A 15,643-nucleotide genomic window follows, 5' to 3' on the forward strand; every position below is an offset into this window, starting at 1 on the left:
GTCAGGCTACCGAAGGCGCAAGGTCGGCCAGCACGCGCTCGAAGCGGGCTCCGACGGCGACCGCGTGCACCGTGCGCTCGTCGTCGCCGGAGATCGTCAGCTCGAGGCGGGTGTCGCTCAGCTGCTCGGCGAGACCCGCACCCCACTCGACGACGACGACGCTCGCGTCGAGATCGGCGTCGAGGTCGAGGTCGTCGAGCTCGATGGCACTGCCGAGGCGGTAGGCGTCGACGTGCACGAGCGCCGGGCCGCCGACGAGCGAGGGGTGAACCCGGGCGATGACGAAGGTCGGGGAGGTGATGGGGCCCCGCACGCCGAGCCCCTCGGCAATCGACTGCGTCAGGGTCGTCTTGCCTGCGCCGAGGTCACCGGTGAGGACGAGCAGGTCGCCGCCGCGCAGCAGAGCCCCGAGGGAACGACCGAACGCCTCCGTGTCCTCGAGGGTCTGCCAGCGGAAGTCACGCTCCACGGGAGGCGTCCCCGCGTCGCTGGGTGCGCAGCAGCTCCTCGGCCTCGCGTTCGAGACGACGCTGCCGGCGGCCCTTCGCGACGTCGGTGACGACGCGGCGCACGCGCGGCTGACGGGAGAGGTCGATCCGCGCCGCGCGCGCTCGGGCGGCCTGGTCGATGAGCTGCACGAGGTGGGCGTTGAGCAGGTCGGGGTGCTCGAGCATGATGACGTGGCCCGCGTCGTTGACGACGACGTGCTCCGCGCCCGGGATGCCCTCGACGATCAGCTCGCTGTGCGACGGCGGCGTGAGGATGTCCTCGCGACCGTTGAAGACGAGCGTCAGCGCGTGGCGGAACTCCAGCAGTGCCGGCCTCTTGTCGAAGCCGTCGAAGGAGTGGAGGTAGTCGTTGATGACGTCGAGCGGGGTGCCGAGCAGGATGTCGGCGGTGTAGCGCACGACCGACCGCGGCACGGGTGAGGCGAAGGAGTTCTGCTCGACGAGGAAGTCCTCGACGTCACGGCCCACCCGGCGCAGACGGCCGAAGAGCTCAGGCCGCGTGCTCAGCGGACCGAGCACCGGGGGCCCGAGCCGGTCGAGGGCGTGGCGCCCGAAGGTGGCGACCCGGCCGCCGTTCGCGAGGCTGAGGCCACCCGCGCTCGTCGCGACGAAGGCCGCGCCGGCCACCCGCTCGAGGATGAGCTCGGGATGCTGCTCGCCCAGCGCGAGCATCGTCATGCCGCCCATCGAGTGGCCGACGAGCACGAGGTCGCCACTCGGGGCGAGCTGGTCGATGACGGTGCGGAGGTCCTCGCCGAGCCGGTCGATCGTGTAGCTGTCACGCCCGCCGCGGCCGGACTGGCCGTGGCCGCGCTGGTCCCAGCTGACGACGCGGTAGCCGGCGGCCTTGAGCGCCCGGCGCTGGTAGACCCAGCAACGCAGGCTGAGGCAGTAGCCGTGCGTCAGGACGACCGTCGGCAGCTCCTCGGGCCGGCCCCGACGGGTCGCGCCCTCGGCCGCGGCGGCGGCCGCCTGGGCGTCCGGCACGTCGACCTCGACGTGCAGGGCGACGCCGTCGGCCGTGATCACGACGTGCTGCTCGTCGGGCACGATGTCGAGCAGCTCGGGCGTCTCAAGTGCGGCCATGGCGGCCCGGTGCCTGCCGGCGCGGTCGGCCGCGATGCCGGCGGCGACACCCGCAGCCACACCGAGCGTGGCCGCCGCGATGCCGAGGACGGGGTTGCGACGCGGGCTCATGCGACCTCAGCGCCCTCGGCGGCCTGTGCGCCCGCAGCGCCCTCGGCGCCGATGTGCAGGCGCGGCACGCGCGGCCCCAGCCGGGTGACGATCTCGTAGCTGATGGTGTCGGTGGCGTCGGCCCAGTCCTGCGCCGTCGGCTCGCCGGGCGCGCCACCGAAGAGGGTGACGACGTCGCCGGCGGCGGCTCTCGAGGTGGGGCCGAGGTCGACGACGACCTGGTCCATGCAGACCCGGCCGGCGATCGCCGTGCGGCGCCCGTCGGCGAGGAGCGGGCCGACGTTCGTCGCGTTGCGCGGGATGCCGTCGGCATACCCGGCCGGGATGAGCCCGACGACGGTCTCGGAGTCGGTCACGTAGGCGTGTCCGTAGCTGATGCCCTGACCCGCGGGCAGCCGCTTGACGAGCGCCAGGCGGGCGCGCACCGTCATGGCCGGCCGCAGCCCGAAGTCGTCGTCGATCTGCGGCACCGGGGTGAGGCCGTACATCGCGATGCCGGGCCGCACGAGGTCGGCGTGCGCCGACGGGTGCACGAGCGTCGCGGCGCTGTTGGCGAGGTGGCGCACCTCGGGGCGGCAGCCGGCCCGCTCGGCGATCGCGACGGCCTCGAAGAAGCGCTCCTGCTGGGCGAGGACGGTCGGGTGCTCGGGTGCGTCCGCGTGGGCGAAGTGCTGCCAGATGCCGACGACCTTGACAGTGCCCTCGGCCTCGAAGCGGCGTGCTCGGGCGACCAGCGTGTCCCAGTCGGCCCCGTAGGCGCCGCCGCGACCGAGGCCGGTGTCGACCTTGAGGTGGACGCGCGCGGTGCGGCCGAGAGCGAAGGCAGCGGACGCGATCTCGTCGATGACCCATGGCGCGGAGGCCGACAGGTCGATGTCGCGCGCGACCGCGCCGATGAAGTCCGAACCCGGCACGCTGAGCCACGTGAGCACGGGGGTCGTCAGGCCGGCGTCTCGGAGGGCGAACGCCTCGCTGAACTGCGCCACGCCGAGCCAGTTCGCCCCCGCGGCGACCGCCGTGCGCGCGACGGGGAGCAGCCCGTGCCCGTAGGCGTCGGCCTTGACGACGGCCATGAAGTCCGACTGTGGTGCCCGCTCGCGCAGGACCCGCACGTTGTGTGCGATCGCGGCGTGGTCGATCTCGGCCCACACGGTGAGCCCCAGCGTGGGGTCGGCAGCGTGGGCCGCGTGGCCAGCCACGGCAGGGTCACGGGGTTCGGAGGGAGCAGGGTCGTTCACGGATCAATTCTCTCAGTTGCGCAGGGGTGCTCGGGCCGCGGGAAGGGCCAGCCGCGGTCGCCAGCAGCTCAGACGGGCGCCGTGCGCCCCCGGGCGAGCAGGTCACGCACCGTCGGGCGTATGCCGTGTGCCACCGCCAGCGCCCGCAGCGGGCCCCCGCCGGAGACCCGGTCAGCAGTCACGCCGTGCACCAGGGCGCCCAGCGAGGCGGCGTCGTGGGGCTCGAGGCCGGCCGCGAGCAGGGCCCCGATGACGCCGGTGAGGACGTCGCCAGCCCCGGCCGTGGCCAGCCAGGGCGGCGCCTCCGCCTGCGACCGCACGGGGTTCCCGTGCGTGATGACGAGGGTGGTGGCGCCCTTGAGCAGCACGGTCGCACCGGTGAGGTCGGCGAGCCGCCGTGCATGGGCGAGCGGGTCGGTCCTCACCTCGTCGACCGTCACCTCGGACGTGCCCCCGAGCCGGGTGAGGAGCCGGGCGAGCTCGCCCGCGTGGGGCGTGAGCACCGTCGGGGCCGGGCGCGGCCCGTCGACGAGCTCGAGGCCACCGGCGTCGACGACGACCGGCAGGTCGCTGGCGAGGGCCACCCGGGCGGCAGCGAGCTGCGAGTGTCCCGATGGCTCGGACTCCTGGGCGGGCAGGCCCGGTCCGACGGCCCAGGCCTGCACCTGTCCCGTGCCGACCACGGCCTCGGGAACGGCTGCGTGGACCAGGCCGACGGGGGTCGGTGACCCGACATAGCGGATCATGCCGACGCCGGCCTCGGCTGCGGCCGTCGTCGTCAGCACGGCCGCCCCGGGGTAGGCCTCGCTGCCGGCCACGACCCCGAGCACGCCGCGGGAGTACTTGTCGTCGCCGGCGCCCGGCACCGGCCAGAGCAGGGCGACGTCGTCGTAGTCGAGCCGCTCGACTGCAGCGACCGCGTCGGAGAGGTCGAGACCGATGTCGACAACGGTGAGCCGCCCGGTCGCGGCCTCGCCCGCGGGCAGGAGGTGAGCCGGTTTCGCGGTCGAGAAGGTGACGGTCTCGTCGGCCCACACGGCGTCGCCCTCACCGGTCTCACCGGAGGGGTCGAGTCCGCTCGCGACGTCGACGGCGATGACCCAGGCGTCGTCGTCGATGGCGTCGACGAGCCGAGCGGCCCGTGGCTGCAACCCCGGCCGGCCACCGATGCCGACGATGCCGTCGAGCACGAGGTCGGCCTCGGCGATGACCTGCGCGGCCGCGTCCTCGTCGTCGGCGGCGACGTGCACGATGGTGCCGGCGTCCTCGGCGGCCTCGAGCGCCTCCTGGCGGAGCGCCTCGCGGCCACCGTCTGCGAGCACCACCACGGCGCACGCGTAGCCCGAGTCGGCGAGCTCGGCGACGGCATACAGCGTGTCACCGCCGTTGTCGCCCGAGCCGACGAGACCGACGACGGTGCTGCCCTCGGAGTCCTCGAGCCGCGCTGCGGCGACCTCTGCGAGCCCGCCCGCGGCGCGCTCCATGAGCTCCCCGTCGGGCAGGCCCGCCATGGCCTGCGCCTCGGCGGCGCGCACCGTCTCGACCGAATGTGACCGGATCATCAGCCCTCCGCGATGACGACTGCCGACGCGACGCCCGCGTCGTGCGACAAGGAGACGTGCAGCGAGTCGACGCCGAGGTCGTTGGCCCGCGCGAGCACGGTGCCACCGATCTCGAGCGACGGCTTGCCGTCGCCGTTGGTCACGACCCGCGCGTCCGTCCAGTGCATTCCGGCCGGCGCGCCGAGCGACTTCGCGAGCGCCTCCTTGGCGGCGAAGCGCGCCGCGAGGGAGGCGATGCCGAGACCGCGCTCCTCCGCCGTGAAGAGCCGCTCGCGCAGCGCAGGAGTGCGCTCGAGCGTCTGCTCGAAGCGCTCGATGTCGACGACGTCGATCCCGACCCCGATGATCACTCGACCGTGACCGACTTCGCGAGGTTGCGGGGCTGGTCGACGTCGAGGCCCTTCGCCGTGGAGAGCCACAGCGCGAAGACCTGGAGCGGCACGACAGTCAGGAGGGGGGCGAGCAGCTGCGACGTCGCGGGCACCGAGATCACCTCGTCGGCGAAGGGCACCACCGACTCGTCGCCCTCCTCCGCGATGACGAGGGTGCGTGCGCCGCGGGCCCGGATCTCCTGGATGTTGGAGACGACCTTGCCGTGCAGGCCGTGCTCGGCCGTCGGTGACGGCACGATGACGAAGACGGGCTGACCGGGCTCGATGAGCGCGATCGGGCCGTGCTTCAGCTCGCCGGCCGCGAAGCCCTCGGCGTGGATGTAGGCGAGTTCCTTGAGCTTGAGCGCCCCCTCGAGGGCGATCGGGTAGCCGACGTGACGGCCGAGGAAGAGCACCGCTCGCGTGTCGGCCATGAACCGCGCGATCTCCTTGACCCGGTCCATCCGCCCGAGCAGGGTCTCGATCTTGGCTGGCACCTCGCCGAGCTCCTTCATGACCGACTGCGCGTCGTCGGCAAAGGACCCGCCACGCAGCTGCGCGAGGTAGAGCCCGAGGACGTAGCAGGCGGTGATCTGGGCGAGGAAGGCCTTCGTCGAGGCGACCGCGATCTCCGGCCCGGCGTGGGTGTAGAGCACGGCGTCGGACTCGCGCGGGATCGTCGAACCGTGGGTGTTGCAGACCGAGATGGTCAGGGCTCCGAGCGACCTCGCATGCTTGACCGCCATGAGGGTGTCCATCGTCTCGCCGGACTGGCTGATCGACACGACGAGGGTGCGCTCGCTGACGATGGGGTCGCAGTAGCGGAACTCGTGGGCGAGGGCGACCTCGACGGGGATGCGCGTCCAGTGCTCGATGGCGTACTTCGCGACCATGCCGGCATACGCCGCCGTGCCGCAGGCGACGATGGTGATGCGGTCGACGGCCTCCAGCTGCTCCTCCGAGATGCGCAGCTCGTCGAGCACGAGGCGCCCGCTCGCGTCGGTGCGGCCGAGCAGCGTGTCGGCGACCGCGTGCGGCTGGTCGTGGATCTCCTTCTCCATGAAGGTCGCGTAGCCGCCCTTCTCGGCGGCCGCGGCGTCCCACGTCACCTCGTAGGCCGTGCCCTCGGCGGGCGTGCCGTCGAAGCCGATGACGGTCGCGCCGTCGGGGGTGATGGTGACGATCTGGTCCTGGGCGAGCTCGAGCGCGTGCCGGGTGTAGCCGATGAAGGCGGCGACGTCGGAGCCGAGGTAGTTGGCGTCGTCGCCGAGCCCGACGACGAGCGGGCTGTTGCGACGAGCGCCCACGACGACACCGGGCTGGTCGGCGTGGATGGCGAGAAGGGTGAAGGCGCCCTCGAGGTCGGCCACGACCGCGCGCATCGCCTCCGTGAGGTCGCCCTGCGTGTCGTATGCCGCGGCGACGAGGTGCGCGACCACCTCGGTGTCGGTCTCGCTGGAGAACTCGACGCCCTCGGCGAGCAGACCCTGCCGCAGCGCGTGGAAGTTCTCGATGATGCCGTTGTGGATGAGCGCGAGCTTGCCGTCGCGACCACCGCGGTGGGGGTGGGCGTTGGCGTCGGTGGGGCCGCCGTGCGTCGCCCACCGGGTGTGCCCGATCGCGGTTGTCGAGCCGGGCAGCGGGTGCGCCTCGAGCTCGGCCGTGAGGTTGGCGAGCTTCCCCGACTTCTTGCGCGTCTCGACGTGGTCCCCGTCGACGAGCGCGACGCCGGCCGAGTCGTAGCCGCGGTACTCGAGACGAGCGAGACCTTCCATGACGACCTCGAGGGCCGTGCTGTCCTTCGAGCGGCCGACGTAGCCCACAATTCCGCACATGGCGACCAGACTAGGGGACCGGCCAGCCGTCCACGGGCACCGCCCGACTCCCCCGCCGGGCCGCGGGTCCGACACAATGGCGCTCGTGGCGCAGCCTGTGAGCGGGATGAACCGGACCACCCCCGGCCTGCCGTCCCCCTACGTCGAGTTCGACCGGGCGGCCTGGTCGCGCCTGCGCGAGAACCACCCGCTCAACCTCGACGACGCCGACCTCGCCCGGCTGCGCGGCCTCGGCGACCGCATCGACCTGCGCGAGGTCGAGGAGGTCTACCTGCCGCTCTCGCGCCTGCTCAACTTCTACGTCGGGGCCACGCGGCAGCTGCACGCCGTGACGAGCGACTTCCTCGGCGAGCGGCCGGCCCCGACCCCGTTCGTCATCGGCGTCGCCGGGTCGGTGGCCGTCGGCAAGTCGACGACGGCCCGCATCCTGCGCGAGATGCTCGCCCGCTGGCCCGACACGCCGCGCGTCGCCCTCGTGACGACCGACGGCTTCCTCTTTCCGAACTCCGAGCTCGAGAGCCGGGGACTGTTGCAGCGCAAGGGTTTCCCCGAGTCCTACGACCGCCGGGCGCTGATGCGCTTCGTCGCCGAGATCAAGTCGGGCCGCGAGGAGGTGACGGCGCCGGTCTACTCCCACCTCACCTACGACATCGTCCCCGGTGAGCGCATCGTCGTGCGCCGCCCCGACGTGCTCATCGTCGAGGGGCTCAACGTCCTGCAGGCTCCGCAGGTGCACCCGGTGCGCGGGTCAGGGCTCGCAGTGAGCGACTTCTTCGACTTCTCCGTCTACGTCGACGCGTGGGTCGACGACGTGCGCACCTGGTACGTCGAGCGCTTCCTGCGGCTGCGGCAGACGGCCTTCTCGGACCCCAACTCCTACTTCCACCGGTATGCCGTGCTGTCCGACGACGAGGCCGTCGCCACCGCCAACCGCATCTGGCGCGAGATCAACGGGCCCAACCTCGTCGAGAACATCCTGCCGACCCGGTCGCGGGCCACCCTCGTGCTCTCCAAGGGAGAGAACCACGAGGTCACCAGAGTGCGACTGCGGAAGATCTAGACGAAGAATCCGGCCCCCGGGCCGCATTCTTCGTCTACAACCACACGAGAACGGACCTCGCGCGCCCGGGAACGGTGCGCGTCTGAGACGTTCAGTCCCGAACGGTCAGCGTCGAGCCCAGCCGGCCGGACGACCTTACGACCGCAAGGTCCCACGCGGGCGGTTCGGGGGTACACGGGGGCGCAGGCCGGCCACGGCCGTGAGCCCCTGTGGGTTAGTACCAATGAGGTGAGCGGGCCTGCCAGGTGGACCAGGCGTTGCAGGGGTTGCCGTAGGACATCTTGATGTACCAGAGGCCCCACTTGATCTGCGTCAGCGGGTTGGTGCGGTAGTCGGCACCGAACTGGGCCATCTTGCTCGCCGGCAGCGACTGCGGGATGCCGTAGGCGCCCGAGCTGGGGTTCTCGGCCGACCAGCGCCAGCCGCTCTCGCCGGTCCAGAGGTTGACGAGGCAGTTGTACTGCGCGTCGCTCGTCCAGCCCTGGTCGACCATGAGGACGCGGGCGGCGGCCTTGGGGTTGCTCTTGGCGTTCGCGATGGCCGCCTTGCGGGCCTTCTCGCGCTCGGCACGCTCGGCGGCGGCCTGGGCCTCCTTGGCCTTGCGCGCGGCCTCGACCTTCTGCTTCGCCTCGAGCTCCTTGGCGTCGCGAGCGCCGGAGGCGGCGATGGCGGTGCGGCGCTCGTTGCGTGACACCGAGGCTGCGGCGCGGTAGGTGAGGTCGACGGTGCTCGCCCGGGCCAGCTCGTCGGTCTGCGCAACGACGCCGGAGCCGACGACGAAGGCGGCCGGGTCGGCTCCGATGAGGTTGTTGGCCTTGGCGTAGGCGATGCCCGAGCCGACGAGACCCAGGGTGAGGGCGCTCGCGAGCACCGGGCGACCGAGCCGGCGGCGCGGCTTGGTCTCGGGGCGGGCGTGGCGTGCTCGCCGGCTCTCCGTGGCGGCGCGGGCGTGCGAGGCAGCGCTCAGCGTGTCGTTGAGGGCGGAGGCGCGAGCGGCGACGCGGGCGGTCGGCACCGGCACGGTGGCCTGGCTCGCCTCACGGGCCGCTGGCCGCTGCGACGTGCGCGTGTCGCTGCGACGGGAGGTCTGGGACGTCAGCGACGTGACCGGCGGGGTCGCGGAGGGCGCACTCACCGGTGGGGCTGAGCGGTGTCGTCCTTGGTAGCGAGCCACGAAGCGGAGTCACACCTTCCTGCGGGCGTCGGGCGGACGGCATACCGCCCGCTGCACACGATCGGCAGCGGGTGGCGGCGTCCGGCGGGTGGAGGGGGCCGGGAACGCAGGAGCGAACCCGGCGCGACGTCGGCGTCGGGGTCCCACGGTGCCAGCCCACCCCGCCGGGCCGCAAATCGTGTCCAACCTTCAACGAGGGTGGCCGTGCGGGGTGGGGCTGGCGTGTCGGGGTGTGATCAGGTCACGGCTCGATGCCTTCGAGCAGGTCTGTGACGAGCGCGGCGATGGGGCTGCGCTCGCTGCGGGTGAGCGTGACGTGGGCGAAGAGCGGGTGTCCCTTGAGCTTCTCGATGACGGCCGCGACGCCGTCGTGACGGCCCACTCTCAGGTTGTCGCGCTGGGCGACGTCGTGGGTCAGCACGACCTTGGAGTTCTGGCCGATACGGCTGAGCACGGTGAGCAGCACGTTGCGCTCGAGCGACTGCGCCTCGTCGACGATGACGAAGGCGTCATGCAGCGAGCGGCCACGGATGTGCGTCAGCGGCAGCACCTCGAGCAGGCCACGATCCATCACCTCGTCGACGACCTCGCTCGACACGAGGGCGCTCAGCGTGTCGAAGACCGCCTGGCCCCAGGGGTTCATCTTCTCCGCCTCGGTGCCGGGCAGGTAGCCGAGCTCCTGACCGCCCACGGCGAAGAGGGGGCGGAAGACGAGCACCTTGCGCTGGGCCCGGCGCTCCATGACCGACTCGAGCCCGGCGCACAGGGCGAGGGCCGACTTGCCGGTGCCGGCACGCCCGCCGAGGCTGACGATGCCGACGTCGGGGTCGAGGAGCAGGTCGAGCGCGATGCGCTGCTCGGCGCTGCGGCCGTGCAGGCCGAACGCGTCACGGTCGCCGCGCACGAGCCGGATCTGCTTGTCGGCGCCGACCCGCCCCAGACCGCTTCCCCGCGGCGAGAGCAGGACGAGACCGGTGTGGCAGGGCAGCTCGGCGGCGACCTCGTGCTCGACGCGGCCCCGGTCATAGAGCTGGTCGAGCTCGTCGGTCGTGACCTCGAGCTCCTGGATGCCGGTCCAGCCGGAGTCGACGCCCTGCTCGTGGCGGTACTCCTCCGCCTCGAGGCCGCACGCCGACGCCTTGACCCGCATCGGCAGGTCCTTGGAGACGATCGTGACGTCGCAGCCCTCGTTGGCGAGGTTCTTTGCTACAGAGAGGATGCGCGTGTCGTTGTCGCCGAGGCGGAAGCCCGCGGGGAGCGACGAGGAGTCGGTGTGGTTGAGCTCGACGCGGAGGCTGCCGCCGGCGTCACCGACAGCGACGGGCCGGTCGAGGCGCCCCTCGCTGATGCGCAGGTCGTCGAGCAGGCGCAGGGCCTGCCGGGCGAAGTAGCCGAGCTCGGGGTGGTGGCGCTTGCCCTCCAGCTCCGTCACGACGACGACCGGGAGCACGACCTCGTGCTCCGCGAAGCGGGTCATCGCCTTGGGGTCCGACAGGAGCACCGACGTGTCGAGCACGTAGGTCTTGCGTGCCGGACCGGGGTCCGGGCTGGCGCCGCTGCGCGTGCGGGTCGTCGTGCCCGAGGTGGCGCTCGAGGTGGCGGTCGACGTGGCGCTGTCGGCCGGGGCCGAGCTCTTCGTAGCCATTCCCACTCCTAGCGGCGCGCGCGCTCAGCACGCGCCTGGTCGCTCCCGAGGTGCCGGGCGGCCACCAGAGGGTGGCGTCGTGCCCGGCCCTCCGTTCGAAGCGATAGCTCCATCGGTGGGCCTCCTGGCAGTGCCGGACGGGTGTCCGTCACTGCCTCGACGGTACGACTCCGGCACGCCGCCACGACGCATTCCGCCCCCGTGTCGCGCCAGTGTTCACACGCCTTTAACACAGTGGTCGCCAGTCCCAATCGAAAGAGCAGTTCGTCGCCCCTGCTCAGGCATGCCGCCCGGCCAGTGCCAATCGAAAGAGCACTTCGTCGGCCCCGCGCTCAGGTATGCCGCCCGGCCAGTCCCAATCGAAAGAGCACTTCGTCGCCCCTGCTCAGGTATGCCACCCGGCGGGCCCCAATCGAAAGAGCAGTTCGTCGCCCTCCCGCAGGCAGGTGGGCGGGAGGCGACGAGCGGTGTCCGAGACCGCCCAGCCGTCTCGGGTGGGCGCGAGGTGAGTCGCGATGGGGACGACTCCCCACGCGGCGCGGAGGTCAGGTGCCGAAGCGACGGTGCCGGCCGGCATACGCCCGCAGGGCACGGAGGAAGTCGACGTGGCGGAAGTCGGGCCAGTAGGCCTCGCAGAAGTAGAACTCCGACGTCGCGCTCTGCCACAGCAGGAAGCCACCGAGCCTCTGCTCCCCCGACGTGCGGATGACGAGGTCGGGGTCGGGCTGGCCCTTGGTGTAGAGGTGCTCGGCGATGTCGTCGGCGGTGAGCTCCTCCGCGATCTGCTCGGTGCTCTCACCGGCGGCGGCCCGCTCGAGGAGCAGGTCGCGCACGGCGTCGGCGATCTCACGCCGACCGCCGTAGCCGACGGCGACGTTGACCGTCAGGCCGTCGACGCCCTGGGTGCGGGCGGCGGAGGCACGCAGGCTCTCGGCCGTGCCCGAGGGCAGCAGGTCGAGCGCGCCGACGATCTGCAGCCGCCAACGGCCGCTGTCGGCGAGGTCGGCGACCGCGGTCTCGATGATTCCGAGCAGCGGGTTGAGCTCCTCGGCAGGGCGGTGCAGGTTGTCGGTCGACAGCAGCCACAGGGTGACGTACTCCACACCCGCCTCGCTGCACCAGCCGAGCAGCTCCTCGATCTTGTCGGCGCCAGCCTGGTGACCGCTGGCCGTGCCGTGGCCCCGGGCACGGGCCCAGCGCCGGTTGCCGTCGAGCATCACGGCCACGTGCCGTGGGAGCGACTCCCTGGGAAGGTCCTTGAGGACTCGGCGTTCGTATGCGCCGTAGACCACGTCGCGCCACCCCACAGGGGGCCTCCTTCTCGTCGCGCACGACCCTCGCTGCCGCACGGGCAACAAGCGCGACCCGTGCGGGCCGCCGGACCCACCGTACCGCCCGCGCCCGAGCCCGCCAGCAGGGTGACGAATGACGGGGTGAGAGTGTTCTGGAGATTGCGGAGGGCTCGCGCTGAGCGCCAACCTACGTTTCCGTAACTTACGGTGTCGTAGGTTATGCTGGCCCACATGAGCCAGCAGAGCACCGAACCCCAGAACCCCGAGTCGAACGGGTCCTCGGCCGGCGCGGGCGCGGCGGTCGCCGACCTCGTCACGGCCGTCAAGCCCCGACTGCGCGGGTGGCTGCACCTCGCGATGTTCCCCGTCGCGGTCATCGGCGGGCTCGTCCTCGTCCTGCTGTCCGAGCCCGGCACGGTGCGCACGGCGTCGATCGTCTTCACGGTCAGTGCCGCGCTGCTCTTCGGGGTCTCCGCGGTCTACCACCGGGGCACGTGGGGCCCGCGAGCGAGCACGCTGCTCAAGCGGATGGACCACTCGAACATCTACCTCATCATCGCCGGCACCTACACGCCGTTCGCCGTGACACTGCTCCCGGCTGACCAGGCCCGCCTGCTGCTCTCGGTCATCTGGGGCGGCGCCATCGCGGGAGTCCTCTTCCGCGTCTTCTGGGTCGGCGCCCCGCGCTGGCTCTACACCGCGCTCTACCTCGCGCTCGGCTGGGCTGCGATCTTCTACGTCGGGCCGTTCTGGCGCACGGGGGGGCCGCTCATCGGCTCGCTCATCGCGATCGGCGGGCTGATGTACACCGCGGGCGGCATCATCTACGGCGTCAAGCGGCCGAACCCGTGGCCGAAGTGGTTCGGCTTCCACGAGATCTTCCACGCATTCACGCTCGGCGGCTTCCTCACCCACTTCGTGGCCGTGACGCTCGCGATCCTCGGCTACCAGGCCGTCAGCTGAGCCGACCCGCCTGACGGGTCAGGGCGCGGCCACCTAACGGCCACCTCAGCGGCGCCGCTGCGGCACCGCCCGTGCCCGCCCCGGCCGCCGCGCTTCGCTGGTCGAGCGCCCCTACGTCCGGGGCGCCGAGTCCCCGTCGCCGGGCTGGTCACGCGCCACGTCGGTCTCCGACGACTCAGGAACGTCTGCGGCCATCGTGGCCGTGCCCTCGGGCTCGCCCTGACGGGCTGCCGCCTCTGCGGCCTGGGCCCGCTCCCGGTCGGTGTAGGCCATGCGCCGCAGCCGCGAGTTCATGTTGCGCACGAGCAGCCACAGCGCGATCGCGAGCACGAAGAAGGCGATGAAGCCCCAGATGCCCGGCCCGACCGGCAGGTTTCCTCCGCCATTCATCAGGCGTCCGCCTTCTCTGTCGTCTCGTCCTCGTCCACGTGCGTGTCGGAGCTGTCGCCGCCTTCGCGACCCCGCGCTGCGTGCGCCACCGTCGCCGCTTCGGGCTCCGGCGCCGCCTCCGCCTCCGCCGAGACCCGGCCGTCGTAGGCGACCTCGAGGTCCGTGCGGGTCGCGAGCGCATCGGCCTCGGCAGGCGAGCCGAGTCCGGCGAAGAGGTCGTCCTCACCCTCGGCGAGCGGCACGTAGGACACCGCCGCCTCGTACTCCTCCACGCCCCACACGCGCTGCTGGATCTCGAGCGGAACCTGGAACCAGAAGCCGTCGGGGTCGACCTGCGTCGCGTGTGCCATGAGCGCCCGGTCACGGGTCTCGAAGTGGTCGGCGCAGGCGATCGTCGTCGTCACCCGCCCGGAACGCCGCGGCTTCCAGTTGGCCAGCCACTCGGCATACGGGCTCTCGAGGCCCTCGGCCAGCATGGCGTCGTGGATCGCCTCGAGACGCGGCTTGGACCACCCGCCGTTGTAGTAGATCTTGAGCGGCTGCCACGGCGCGCCCGCGTGCGGGTAGCGGGCGGGGTCGCCGGCTGCCTCGAAGGCCGCCATGGAGACGGTGTGGCACATGATGTGGTCGGGGTGGGGGTAGCCACCCTTCTCGTCGTAGGTCGTCATGACGTGCGGCCGCCAGGTGCGGATGACCCGCACGAGCGCCTCGGTCGTCACGTCGATGTCCTCGAGGGCGAAGCAGCCGTCGGGCAGCGGCGGCAGCGGGTCGCCCTCGGGCAGTCCGGAGTCGACGAAGCCGAGCCACGTGTGCTCGACGCCGAGCACCTCCTGCGCCGCCTTCATCTCGTCACGGCGCACCTGGGCGATGTCGCGCAGGATGTGTGCGTCGTTCTTCAGCTTCTCGTTGAGGATGTCGCCACGCTCGCCGCCCGTGCACGAGACGACCATCACCTCGGCGCCCTCGGCGACGTACTTCGCCGTCGTCGCGGCGCCCTTGCTCGACTCGTCGTCGGGGTGCGCGTGCACCGCCATCAACCGCATGCCCTGGGCCACGTGGCTCCCTGTCCGTCTGGTCTCGTGTGGTTCCGTGCCGGATGCGCGGGGACCGGCGCCGCGGGCTCGTGGCCTCCCGGCGCAGGGGCCGCGCTCCCCATGGGAGAGACTGGGGCCCGACAGACATCCTCTCACTCCCGGCGGCGCCGTCCGCCCGGGGCTCCCGACCGCCAGGACTCCGTATGCCGTCCCGACCCACCCTGCCCCACCCCGCTCCCGGCACGGCGAAGTGGTGGGTCATCGGCACCCTCGGCGTCGCAGCCGGCGTCGCCGTGGCGGTGTGGTTCGGCATCTCCTCGACCGTGGGTCTGGCGAGCTTCACGACGACGGGCTACAAGGTGCTGGACGACCAGTCGGTGCGCGTCACCTTCGAGCTGAACCGCCCTGCCGACAAGCCGACGACGTGCACGATCCAGGCCCTGGCCCGCGACTTCGCGCCGGTCGGCAGCATCGATGTGACCTACTCGCCGCCCCCGGCCGGCACCGGTTCGCTGACGACGTCGGAGACGGTCACCCTGCGCACGACGTCGCGGGCCGTGACGGGCGAGGTCAAGACCTGCTCCTGAGCAAATATCCAATCGAAAGAGCACTTCGTCGGGTGGTTGGCCGCCACTGACCGTGGTCTGCGCACGCGAACTGCGCGTCCGAGCACGGCTTTGTTATGCTGGAGCATTCATCAGGGTCCGGAGCCGTCGCCAGCCGGCAACACCAGTCGGCGACACACCGCCGGGCCCTGCGCTTATGTGGGCGCCTACGCGAGCACCGCGTGGGCGTCGACTCATACAAGGAGAAGTGACACCAAGTGACCGACACTGCCGCTGGCTTCCTCACGCAGGAGGCCTATGACCGCCTCAAGGCGGAGCTCGACCAGCTGACGGGCGAAGGTCGCATCGAGATCGCTCGCAAGATCGAGGAAGCCCGTGAGGAGGGTGACCTCAAGGAGAACGGCGGCTACCACGCTGCCCGCGAGGAGCAGGGGAAGATGGAGGCCCGCATCCGCCAGCTCACTGCGCTGCTCCAGGACGCCACGATCGGCGAGACGCCAGCTGACGACGGAGTCGTCGAGCCGGGCATGCTCGTGACCGTCGAGATCCTCGGTGACGAGGAGACCTTCCTGCTCGGCAACCGTGAGATCGCCGACGGGTCCGACCTGCAGGTCTTCTCCGAGAAGTCCCCGATGGGAGCCGCCGTCAACGGCAAGGCCGTCGGCGACGCCACCTCCTACCAGGCCCCCACCGGCAAGACCATCGGCGTCAAGATCATCGCCGCGAAGCCGTACACCGGCTGACCGCGCCTGCAGAACGGGCCGGATCCCCACGGGGACCCGGCCCGTTCGCATACTCACGTCGAGT

15 protein-coding genes are annotated in these 15,643 nt (G+C 71.9%); 4 read left to right on the forward strand and 11 right to left on the reverse strand.

Features of this window, described 5'->3' with window-relative positions:
• Nucleotide 1: 1 nt before the first annotated feature.
• The 6 genes from tsaE to glmS form a co-directional block, all read right to left on the reverse strand.
• Nucleotides 2–469 carry a tRNA (adenosine(37)-N6)-threonylcarbamoyltransferase complex ATPase subunit type 1 TsaE gene (tsaE, locus tag FHX52_RS10350; RefSeq protein WP_141821805.1) on the reverse strand — a complete coding sequence of 156 codons (468 nt, stop codon included), beginning with the start codon at nt 467–469 and terminating at the stop codon, nt 2–4.
• Entirely contained in the window at nt 459–1,706 is a 1,248-nt protein-coding gene (locus FHX52_RS10355; protein ID WP_141821806.1) for an alpha/beta fold hydrolase, read from the reverse strand. The genes tsaE and FHX52_RS10355 overlap by 11 nt, the downstream gene beginning before the upstream one ends.
• Nucleotides 1,703–2,944 carry an alanine racemase gene (gene alr, locus FHX52_RS10360; protein ID WP_246069797.1) on the reverse strand — a complete coding sequence of 414 codons (1,242 nt, stop codon included), beginning with the start codon at nt 2,942–2,944 and terminating at the stop codon, nt 1,703–1,705. The genes FHX52_RS10355 and alr overlap by 4 nt, the downstream gene beginning before the upstream one ends.
• A 68-nt stretch (nt 2,945–3,012) precedes the next feature.
• Nucleotides 3,013–4,506, reverse strand: coding sequence for a bifunctional ADP-dependent NAD(P)H-hydrate dehydratase/NAD(P)H-hydrate epimerase (locus FHX52_RS10365; protein WP_141821807.1), 1,494 nt, complete (start codon nt 4,504–4,506; stop codon nt 3,013–3,015).
• The gene (locus tag FHX52_RS10370; protein WP_141821808.1) at nt 4,506–4,856 is read right to left on the reverse strand and encodes a holo-ACP synthase; all 351 of its coding nucleotides are present in this window, start codon (nt 4,854–4,856) and stop codon (nt 4,506–4,508) included. The genes FHX52_RS10365 and FHX52_RS10370 overlap by 1 nt, the downstream gene beginning before the upstream one ends.
• Nucleotides 4,853–6,712: a glutamine--fructose-6-phosphate transaminase (isomerizing) gene (gene glmS / locus FHX52_RS10375; protein WP_141821809.1), complete on the reverse strand. Its 1,860-nt coding sequence runs from the start codon at nt 6,710–6,712 to the stop codon at nt 4,853–4,855. The genes FHX52_RS10370 and glmS overlap by 4 nt, the downstream gene beginning before the upstream one ends.
• A gap of 76 nt (nt 6,713–6,788) precedes the next feature.
• Between glmS and coaA the strand changes: the two genes are divergently transcribed.
• A complete protein-coding gene (coaA, locus tag FHX52_RS10380) occupies nt 6,789–7,772 on the forward strand; it encodes a type I pantothenate kinase (RefSeq protein ID WP_425460105.1) in 984 nt (327 codons plus the stop codon).
• 214 nt (nt 7,773–7,986) lie between these two features.
• On the opposite strand, the gene FHX52_RS10385 is transcribed toward coaA, so the two are convergent.
• The 3 genes from FHX52_RS10385 to FHX52_RS10395 form a co-directional block, all read right to left on the reverse strand.
• Complete coding sequence (locus tag FHX52_RS10385) at nt 7,987–8,907, reverse strand: aggregation-promoting factor C-terminal-like domain-containing protein (RefSeq protein ID WP_246069799.1); 921 nt, start codon at nt 8,905–8,907, stop codon at nt 7,987–7,989.
• A gap of 280 nt (nt 8,908–9,187) precedes the next feature.
• The gene (phoH2, locus tag FHX52_RS10390; protein WP_246069924.1) at nt 9,188–10,423 is read right to left on the reverse strand and encodes an RNA 5'-3' helicase PhoH2; all 1,236 of its coding nucleotides are present in this window, start codon (nt 10,421–10,423) and stop codon (nt 9,188–9,190) included.
• Nucleotides 10,424–11,136: 713 nt separating this feature from the next.
• Complete coding sequence (locus FHX52_RS10395) at nt 11,137–11,898, reverse strand: isoprenyl transferase (RefSeq protein WP_141821812.1); 762 nt, start codon at nt 11,896–11,898, stop codon at nt 11,137–11,139.
• Between the two features lie 216 nt (nt 11,899–12,114).
• Between FHX52_RS10395 and trhA the strand changes: the two genes are divergently transcribed.
• The gene (gene trhA, locus FHX52_RS10400) at nt 12,115–12,846 is read left to right on the forward strand and encodes a PAQR family membrane homeostasis protein TrhA (RefSeq protein WP_141821813.1); all 732 of its coding nucleotides are present in this window, start codon (nt 12,115–12,117) and stop codon (nt 12,844–12,846) included.
• Between the two features lie 111 nt (nt 12,847–12,957).
• On the opposite strand, the gene FHX52_RS10405 is transcribed toward trhA, so the two are convergent.
• Nucleotides 12,958–13,236 carry a hypothetical protein gene (locus tag FHX52_RS10405; RefSeq protein WP_141821814.1) on the reverse strand — a complete coding sequence of 93 codons (279 nt, stop codon included), beginning with the start codon at nt 13,234–13,236 and terminating at the stop codon, nt 12,958–12,960.
• On the reverse strand, nt 13,236–14,291 hold the full coding sequence (gene mca, locus FHX52_RS10410; RefSeq protein ID WP_185747182.1) for a mycothiol conjugate amidase Mca: 1,056 nt from the start codon (nt 14,289–14,291) through the stop codon (nt 13,236–13,238). Before mca ends, FHX52_RS10405 begins: the two co-directional genes overlap by 1 nt.
• 182 nt (nt 14,292–14,473) lie before the next feature.
• Between mca and FHX52_RS10415 the strand changes: the two genes are divergently transcribed.
• The gene (locus tag FHX52_RS10415) at nt 14,474–14,857 is read left to right on the forward strand and encodes a DUF4307 domain-containing protein (protein ID WP_141821815.1); all 384 of its coding nucleotides are present in this window, start codon (nt 14,474–14,476) and stop codon (nt 14,855–14,857) included.
• 236 nt (nt 14,858–15,093) lie between these two features.
• Nucleotides 15,094–15,579, forward strand: coding sequence for a transcription elongation factor GreA (gene greA, locus FHX52_RS10420; protein WP_141821816.1), 486 nt, complete (start codon nt 15,094–15,096; stop codon nt 15,577–15,579).
• Nucleotides 15,580–15,643: the final 64 nt, after the last annotated feature.

Source organism: Humibacillus xanthopallidus, assembly GCF_006717145.1.
Lineage (GTDB): Bacteria > Actinomycetota > Actinomycetes > Actinomycetales > Dermatophilaceae > Humibacillus > Humibacillus xanthopallidus.

Bases quoted from the DNA above. Each gene is read 5' to 3' on its own strand.
- trhA (WP_141821813.1), top strand. From the start codon at position 12,115: ATGAGCCAGCAGAGCACCGAACCCCAGAACCCCGAGTCGAACGGGTCC.
- FHX52_RS10365 (WP_141821807.1), bottom strand. From the start codon at position 4,506: ATGATCCGGTCACATTCGGTCGAGACGGTGCGCGCCGCCGAGGCGCAG.
- FHX52_RS10355 (WP_141821806.1), bottom strand. From the start codon at position 1,706: ATGAGCCCGCGTCGCAACCCCGTCCTCGGCATCGCGGCGGCCACGCTC.
- phoH2 (WP_246069924.1), bottom strand. From the start codon at position 10,423: ATGACCCGCTTCGCGGAGCACGAGGTCGTGCTCCCGGTCGTCGTCGTG.
- coaA (WP_425460105.1), top strand. From the start codon at position 6,789: ATGGCGCTCGTGGCGCAGCCTGTGAGCGGGATGAACCGGACCACCCCC.
- FHX52_RS10405 (WP_141821814.1), bottom strand. From the start codon at position 13,236: ATGAATGGCGGAGGAAACCTGCCGGTCGGGCCGGGCATCTGGGGCTTC.
- FHX52_RS10415 (WP_141821815.1), top strand. From the start codon at position 14,474: ATGCCGTCCCGACCCACCCTGCCCCACCCCGCTCCCGGCACGGCGAAG.
- glmS (WP_141821809.1), bottom strand. From the start codon at position 6,712: ATGTGCGGAATTGTGGGCTACGTCGGCCGCTCGAAGGACAGCACGGCC.